This is a genomic window from Streptomyces sp. PT12, from assembly GCF_003311645.1.
In the GTDB taxonomy this organism is placed as follows: Bacteria; Actinomycetota; Actinomycetes; order Streptomycetales; family Streptomycetaceae; genus Streptomyces.
Genome location: NZ_QEST01000223.1, coordinates 67,844 through 75,287, shown reverse-complemented (window position 1 = coordinate 75,287; position 7,444 = coordinate 67,844). Strand labels below are relative to the sequence as shown.

The following is a 7,444-nucleotide window of genomic DNA, read 5'->3' as shown; positions in this document are numbered from 1 at the left end:
CCGCACTCGTCCTCAACAACGCATGGCACAAACATCGTTGAGAAAACCTCAGTGGGCGCGAGCGCAGGGGATTTCTCCCCACACGGCGTATCGCTGGTTTCGTAACGGGACGCTTTCCGTGCCCGCTCAGCGTGCCGGGCCGCGCACGGTCTTGAGGACCGGCTTACCGCCGAGCGGGCCGACCGCGAAGCGGGGTGCGTCCGCGTCGTGCGGGGCGGCAAACGTCTGCTGAACACGCGTCACCACCTCGAAACGGCGCAGCTCACCGCCGATCAGTGGCGTGAACGGTGGGAATCCGAGCGCTGGTTCCTCGCTGCGGACGGCGAGTCCGGCAAGCGATACGGCAACGAGACCATCCGCGTCACCCCCGGCGACGCGCCCTCGGGCACCGCATCCGGCGACGGACGGCACCGCCCCCACACGACCAGAGCGATCGTGCGGGGCATCGGACCGCCCAGGCCGCAGGCGGCACCCGGGGGCGTGAGGGAACCCGCCCCCGCATCCCCGGACCACGGACACGATCCGTGCCGCCCGGACGCGGCGCGAACGCGGGCGACCAGCGTGCCCAACACCGTTCGGGGCACACGGCTGAGCACGTGCAACTCATGCTCAGTCCTTAGGAACGGTTGCGCTCCAACGCCGGAGGCTTCAGGGCTTTCCTGAACCCGGCCAGGCCCTCCACCAGGGCGCCGCGGGCCGCGGGGGACATGGCGGCGATGGCGGCGGTCAACGCCTCCTCCCTGCGGGCGCGCAGCTCGGCCAGGAAGCGGCGGCCGCCCGGGGTGAGGCGCAGCTCCAGCTCGCGGCGGCTGGCCCTGCTGGTCCCGCGCTCGACGAAGCCGACCGCTTGGAGCCGGTCGCACAGCCTGCTCACCGAGGACGGCGCCGCGCCCATCAGGGCGCCGAGGCCCCTGAGGTTGATGCCCTCGTCCCTTTCGATGATGTAGAGGACCCGCAGCTGGGCCGAGGAGACCGGCGCGGGAGAGGCCGCGTCCCTGCCGCGCCCCCACAGGACCTCGAGCAGCTCGACGACCTCGGAGACCTCGGACGCCGCCCTGGCCGGAGTGGCGGCGCGGCGGCGCGAGGCGGGCGAAGTCACGGATCTCACTGTCGCACTCGCGCACGGCCTTGTCATCCTGGCCGCCCCGGCGGGGTGGAACGGCTCCGGCCGGGGCGCCGACCGCGCGCCCCGGCCGGTCCTCATGCTTGATGCGGACGGCGTGCCCGGGTCAGGCGGCGCCGATCACGCCGCCGTCGGTGCGGCGGATGACGACGGTGGCCGAGCGGGGGCGCCCGGTCGGGTCGAAGTCGGGCCAGTTGCTCACCGCGCGGGGGTTCTCGGGGGTGGGGGTGCCCCACGCGCCCGTGGACTCGCCGGGGTGCTGGACGTTGACAAACATCGTCTTGTGGTCGGGCGTGAACGTGATGCCGCTGATCTCGGCGCCGCGCGGCCCGGTCAGGAAGCGGCGGACCTCGCCGGTGCGCGGGTCACCGGCCAGCATCTGGTTGTTGCCGATGTTGTCGTATCCGGCGGAGGGGGAGTTCTGCACGGAGTTGGAGACATCGGTCTGGATCCACAGGCGGCCCTCGCGGTCGAAGCCGAGGCCGTCGGGGGAGCCGAAGATGTTGGCGCCGAGGTCGACGCGGTCGTCGTACTCCTGGTCACCGGCGAGCAGGAAGATGTCCCACTCGAAGGTGAGCGCGGTGTTGTCGCGGCCGGTCTCGGTCCAACGGACGATGTGGCCGTAGGGGTTGGGCTTGCGGGGGTTGACGGCGTTATCCCAGCCCGAACCATTGGTCAACGTGCAGTAGACGTCCTGGTTCTTGGGGTTGACGGCGATCCACTCGGGGCGGTCCATCTTGGTGGCGCCCACCGCGTCGGCGGCCTCGCGCGTGCGCAGCAGCACGTCGGCCTGGTCGGCCCAGCCGTTGGCGGTGGTCAGCGCGCCGGTGCCGTGGGTGAGCGGCAGCCACGAGCCCGAGCCGTCGTCCTCGAAGCGCGCCACGTAGAGCGTGCCGTGGTCCAGGGGGCTGCGGCCCAGGGCGCGGTGCACGCGCCAGCTGCCCTCGCCGACGAACTTGTAGATGTAGTCGCCGTCCTGGTCGTCGCCCGAGTAGGCGACGACCCTGCCGCGGGACTCGGTGACGGTGCAGCCCTCGTGCTTGAAGCGGCCCAGCGCGGTGCGCTTGACCGGGGCGCTGCGGGGCTTCTCCGGGTCGATCTCGACGATCCAGCCGAAGCGGTTGGCCTCGTTGGGGTTGGCCGCGATGTCGAAGCGGGGCTCGGCCTCGTGCCAGCGGTAGCCGCCGCCGGTGGCCGAGACGCCGTAGCGGGCCTGCGAGGGGGTCGGCTCCCAGGACTCGTCCTCGGTGCCGAAGTAGTTGTTCCAGTTCTCCTCGCACGTGAGGTACGTGCCCCACGGGGTGGCGCCGGACGAGCAGTTGTTGAGCGTGCCCATCGGGTCGTTTTCTGAGGCCAGGCTCGGGTGGCCGAGCTGGACCGGGCCCGAGAACTCCACGGGGGTGGTGCCGGTGACGCGGCGGGCGCGGCGGGAATCCACGACGCGCCACTCGCCGTTGCGCCGCTTCTCGATCTCCACGATGCTCACGCCGTGCGCGGCGAGGGCCTTGGCGACCTTCTCGGCCGTGATCTCGTCGGCGCCGTCGGGGAAGAGCAGCGACTGGTCGACATACTCGTGGTTGAGGACCAGCAGGCCGCGGCGGCTGGACTCGCGGCCCGCGCCGAGGGGGAAGAAGTGCATGCCGTCGTGGTTCATGCCGATTTGCTCGGCCTGCTCGTCGGCGGAGTTGGAGCCGTCCTCGCGCCAGCGGGGGCCGCCGGGGCGGATCGGGGTGCCCCAGGGGATAAGGACCTGGATCTGGTAGCCGTCGGGGACCTTGAAGTCGTCGTCGGTGCTGGTCGGGACGCCGGTGAAGCCGAGCAGCCGGGTGGGCCTGTGGCCGCTCTCCCAGCCGCCGCCGCCCGCCCCGCCGCCCGCGGGGGTCCTGGCCGCGGCCGGGGACGCGGCGGAGGCCGCGACGAGGAAGCCCGCCGCCGCGGCGGTGCCGCCCTTGAGGGCGGCGCGGCGGGACATCCTGGTCTCGACCACCTCACCGAAGGTCCGGTTCGCCGACGAGTTGGAGCTGACGTCGTCCGGGTCGAACTCGGGGAAAACCGGGCGCTGAGCTGACATCCTGGATCCTCGCTAGCAGGTGTGACGGCGGTGGGGTTCCCGCGTGAGGCTAGGGAGCGTCAGTGGCGCTCAGTGGCCACCAAGGTGAACAGGAAGCCACTTGCGTCCATACGGACGATTCACCGTAACAGTTCACTTGGCCGCGAGCACGGAACGTCAGCCCCGCGCGTGAGGCGCCCACCTCGTCGGTGCCCTTCGGCGTCAGACCTCCCTGCGGCCGTTGACGCGCCGGGGCAGGCCCAGGGGGTTGTCGTCGCGCAACTCGGGCGGGAGCAGCGCGGCGGGCGCGTTCTGGTAGGTGACGGGGCGCAGCCAGCGTTCGATCGCGGTGGTACCGACCGAGGTGGACGTGGAGGTGGTGGCGGGGTAGGGGCCGCCGTGGTGCTGGGCGTGGGTGACGGCGACGCCGGTGGGCCAGCCGTTGACGAGGACGCGCCCGGCCAGCGGGGTCAGCTCGGCGAGCAGCGCGGCGCCCTCCTCCTCGCCCCGCGCCTCGGCCGCGCCCAGGTGGACGGTGGCCGTCAGGTTCCCCGGCAGGCGGGAGAGCACGGCGGAGACCTGCTCGGCGGTGGCGTAGCGGACCACGACGGTCAGCGGCCCGAAGCACTCCTCGATCAGCAGGTCGTGGGGGCCTTCGGCGGCGAGCCTGTCGGCGTCCACGGTGAGGAACCCGGCGGCGACCGTGCCGCCGTCGGCGCCCTCGGTGGCGGTGACGGGGCTGCTCACGCCGTCGAGCGCGGCCCGTTCGGCGACGCCCGCGAGGAACGCCTCCCGCATGCGCGCGTCCAGCATCACGCCGGGCGCGGCCTGGGCGACCTCACCGGCGAGCGCGCCGAGCAGCGCGTCCCCCGCCTCGCCCGCGGGGGCGAGGACAAAGCCGGGCTTGGTGCAGTACTGGCCGGTGCCGAGCGTCATCGACCCGGCGAGGCCCGCGCCGATCTCCTCGGCGCGCTCGCGCGCGGCGGCCTCGGTGATCAGCACGGGGTTGAGGCTGCCCAGCTCCCCGTAGAACGGGATCGGCACGGGCCTGGCCGCCGCCGCGTCGAACAGCGCGCGCCCGCCGCGCACCGAGCCGGTGAACCCGGCCGCGGTGACCAGCGGGTGCTTGACCAGCGCGACCCCGGCCTCGAAGCCGTGCAGCACGGTGACGACGTCCTCGGGCAGCCCGGCCTTGACTGCGGCCCTGCGCAGCGCGGCGCCCGCGAGCTCGGAGGTGGCGGGGTGGTCGGGGTGCGCCTTGACGACGACGGGGCAGCCCGCGGCCAGGGCGCTCGCGGTGTCGCCGCCCGGCACGGAGAAAGCCAGCGGGAAGTTGGACGCCGCGTAGACGGCGACCACGCCCAGCGGGATCTTGTAACGCCGCAGGTCGGGTCGGGGCGGGGTGGTGGACGCGTCGGCGTGGTCGATGATCACGTCGAGGTGGCCGCCCTCCGCGACCTCGTCGGCGAACGCGCGCAACTGGCCCGTGGCGCGGGCGAGTTCGCCGGTGAGCCGGGCCTCGCCCAGCGCCGTCTCGGCGTCGGCGGTGGCGATGATCCGCTCGCCGTCGGCCTCCAACGCGTCGGCCGCGGCGCGCAGCAGGGCGATCCTCGTGTCACGATCGGAGAGCGCCCCACGCGTGGCGTGGGCGGCGCGCACCGCCGCGTCGACGTCCTCGACCCTCGCTTCCGCGGCCACCGCCTCGCGCTGCTTTCCGGTCCGCGGATCCACACTCCACACTGGTACTGCCACCGGGATCGATCCTCCTGCCGATTCGCTATAGTCGACGTTCGAGATACTGAACATCGTCCCCGTATGTGAACTTTGTGGGACTCTATCGGGGCGCGAACAAGGGGGTCAAGGCGATGTCAGCGGGTGAGACGGGCGGGGCCCAGGTCAAGTCGGCGGTCCGCACGGTGGAGCTGCTCGAGTTCTTCGCCGGGCGCCCCGGAATGCACTCGCTCGCGGATGTCCAGGCGGCCGTCGGGTACCCCAAGTCGAGCCTCTACATGCTCCTTCGGACCCTGGTCGACCTGGACTGGGTGGAGACGGACGCCACCGGCACCCGGTACGGCATCGGCGTGCGGGCGCTGCTCGTGGGCACGTCCTACATCGACGGCGACGAGGTCGTCGCCGTCGCCAGGCCCACGCTCGACCGGCTCTCCGGCGACACCACCGAGACGATCCACCTCGCCAGGCTCGACGGCACCAACGTCGTCTATCTCGCCACCCGCCAGTCCGAGCACTATCTGCGCCCCTTCACCCGCGTGGGCCGCCGCCTCCCCGCGCACTCGACGTCACTGGGCAAGGCGTTGCTCGCCACCCACAGCGACGAGCGGGTGCGCGCGATGCTGCCGGAGAGGCTGGAGCGGCTGACCGAGCACACCATCACCGAACGTGAGCGGCTGATCGAGGAGTTGGCGCTGGTCCGCGAGCGCGGGTACGCGATCGACCGCGAGGAGAACACCCTGGGGCTCAGCTGCTTCGGCATCGCCATCCCCTACCGCACCCCGGCCAGGGACGCCATCAGCTGCTCGGTGCCCGTGGCCAGGCTGACCCCGGCGCACGAACAGCTCATCAGGGAGGCGCTGTTCGACGCCCGCGACCGCCTCGCCCTGGCGGCCCGCCACCTCTGAACGCCCGCGCCGGGGGGCCGAGGGGCTGACCAACGCGGAGATCGCCGAACGCCTCGGCGCGGGCACGGAAGCGGTCACGTCCCATGTGGGGGCGGTGACTGTTGAGGAGGGCGCCCAAGGCGCCCGGAGAACGGGTCAGTTCACGCCGAGCACCTGCTCGATCGGGTCGATCGCGAAGTAGATCGTGAACAGCGCCGCCGTGATCCACAGGAGCCACGGGATCTCGCGGACGCGGCCCGTGACCAGCTTGAGCAGGACGAACGTCACGAAGCCCGCGCCGATGCCATTGGTGATCGAGTAGGTGAACGGCATGACCACGATCGTCGCGAACGCCGGGATCGCCAGCGTGGGGTCCGTCCAGTCGACGCCCGCCACCTGCGCCATCATCAGGAAGCCAACCGCCACCAGGGCGGGGGCCGCGGCCTGGGCGGGGACGACCGCGGCCAGCGGGGAGAAGAACAGCGCGAGGGCGAAGAGGCCGCCGGTCACCAGGTTCGCGAAGCCGGTGCGGGCGCCCTCGCCGACGCCCGCGGCCGACTCGATGTAGGACGTGTTGGACGACGCGGAGGCCGCACCGCCCGCCGCGGCGGCCAGGCCGTCCACGAACAGCAGCCTGCCGAGGCGCGGCACGCGCCCGCGCTCGTCGAGCAGGCCCGCCTCGCCCGTCACCGCGACGGCCGTGCCCATCGTGTCGAAGAAGTCGGTCAGGAACAGCGTGAAGATCAGCAACACCACGGTCAAGAAGCTGAGTTCGGCGAAGGCCCCGAAGAGGCTGAAGTTCCCGAGCAGCCCGAAGTCGGGGGTGGACACCACCTCGTCGGGCGCCTTCGGCACGCCGTTGCCGCCCCACGCCTCGTCGGCGATGTCGGCCACCGCGTTGACGACGATCGCCAGCACCGTCGTCGCGACGATGGAGATCAGGATCGCTCCCTTGACCCGCCGCGCCAGCAGGGCGAACGTCAGCAGCAGCCCCGCGCAGAACACCGCGATCGGCCAGCCGTGCAACTCGCCCGTGCCCGCCATGCTCAGCGGCGGGGAAGGGGGCGCGACGCCCACGGTGAAGCCCGCGTTGACGAAGCCGATCAGGGCGATGAAGAGGCCGATGCCCACGCCGATGGCCTGCTTGAGGGTGTTCGGGATGGCGTGCATGACCGCCTCGCGCAGGCCCGTCGCGGACAGCGCGCACAGGATCAGGCCCTCGATGACGACGAGGCCCATCGCGTCGTCCCACGTCATGCGGGGCGCGAACTGGTAGGCGACCATGGCGTTGATGCCGAGCCCGGCGGCGAGGGCGAGGGGGAGGTTGGCGGTGACGCCCATGAGGACGGTCATCACCGCGGCCGTCAGCGCGGTCACCGTGAGCAGCTGGTCGGGGGCGAGGCGGTCGCCGTTGACATCGGTGGCGCCGGAGAGGATGGCCGGATTGAGCACCAGAATGTAGGCCATCGTGAAGAACGTGGCAAGGCCGCCGCGTATCTCCCGGCCCAGCGTGGAGCCACGTTCGGTTATGCGGAAGAAGCGGTCGAGCCCTGCGGGCGGTGCTGCGCTACGGAGCGGCGGCATGGCGGAATCCTTGCTGCGCGGGGAAGGGGACGGGGACAACGGGGGGATTCTCCCCGTTGGGGCCGCGGCGCG

Annotated in this window: 5 protein-coding genes and 1 pseudogene; 2 read left to right on the top strand and 4 right to left on the bottom strand. The window is 72.3% G+C overall.

The window, feature by feature from the left end:
• Positions 1-150 precede the first annotated feature (150 nt).
• A pseudogene (locus DEH69_RS33090) lies at positions 151-369 on the top strand (IS200/IS605 family accessory protein TnpB-related protein); the annotation flags it as partial.
• Positions 370-616: 247 nt separating this feature from the next.
• On the opposite strand, the gene DEH69_RS24105 reads toward DEH69_RS33090, so the two are convergent.
• The 3 genes from DEH69_RS24105 to DEH69_RS24095 form a co-directional block, all read right to left on the bottom strand.
• A complete protein-coding gene (locus tag DEH69_RS24105; protein ID WP_258534914.1) occupies positions 617-1,099 on the bottom strand; it encodes a MarR family winged helix-turn-helix transcriptional regulator in 483 nt (160 codons plus the stop codon).
• 130 nt (positions 1,100-1,229) lie between these two features.
• On the bottom strand, positions 1,230-3,194 hold the full coding sequence (locus DEH69_RS24100; RefSeq protein WP_113689087.1) for a PhoX family phosphatase: 1,965 nt from the start codon (positions 3,192-3,194) through the stop codon (positions 1,230-1,232).
• A 201-nt stretch (positions 3,195-3,395) separates the two neighbouring features.
• Positions 3,396-4,979 (bottom strand): aldehyde dehydrogenase (NADP(+)), encoded by a 1,584-nt coding sequence (locus DEH69_RS24095; RefSeq protein ID WP_113689086.1) that lies wholly within the window; start codon positions 4,977-4,979, stop codon positions 3,396-3,398.
• A gap of 59 nt (positions 4,980-5,038) precedes the next feature.
• On the opposite strand from DEH69_RS24095, the gene DEH69_RS24090 reads away from it, so the two are divergent.
• The gene (locus DEH69_RS24090; RefSeq protein ID WP_113689096.1) at positions 5,039-5,809 is read left to right on the top strand and encodes an IclR family transcriptional regulator; all 771 of its coding nucleotides are present in this window, start codon (positions 5,039-5,041) and stop codon (positions 5,807-5,809) included.
• A 135-nt stretch (positions 5,810-5,944) separates the two neighbouring features.
• On the opposite strand, the gene DEH69_RS24085 is transcribed toward DEH69_RS24090, so the two are convergent.
• Entirely contained in the window at positions 5,945-7,372 is a 1,428-nt protein-coding gene (locus DEH69_RS24085; protein ID WP_113689085.1) for an NCS2 family permease, read from the bottom strand.
• Positions 7,373-7,444: the final 72 nt, after the last annotated feature.

Coding starts and splice junctions, on each gene's coding strand:
- DEH69_RS24085 (WP_113689085.1), bottom strand. CDS start 7,372: ATGCCGCCGCTCCGTAGCGCAGCACCGCCCGCAGGGCTCGACCGCTTC.
- DEH69_RS24100 (WP_113689087.1), bottom strand. CDS start 3,194: ATGTCAGCTCAGCGCCCGGTTTTCCCCGAGTTCGACCCGGACGACGTC.
- DEH69_RS24090 (WP_113689096.1), top strand. CDS start 5,039: ATGTCAGCGGGTGAGACGGGCGGGGCCCAGGTCAAGTCGGCGGTCCGC.
- DEH69_RS24095 (WP_113689086.1), bottom strand. CDS start 4,979: ATGTTCAGTATCTCGAACGTCGACTATAGCGAATCGGCAGGAGGATCG.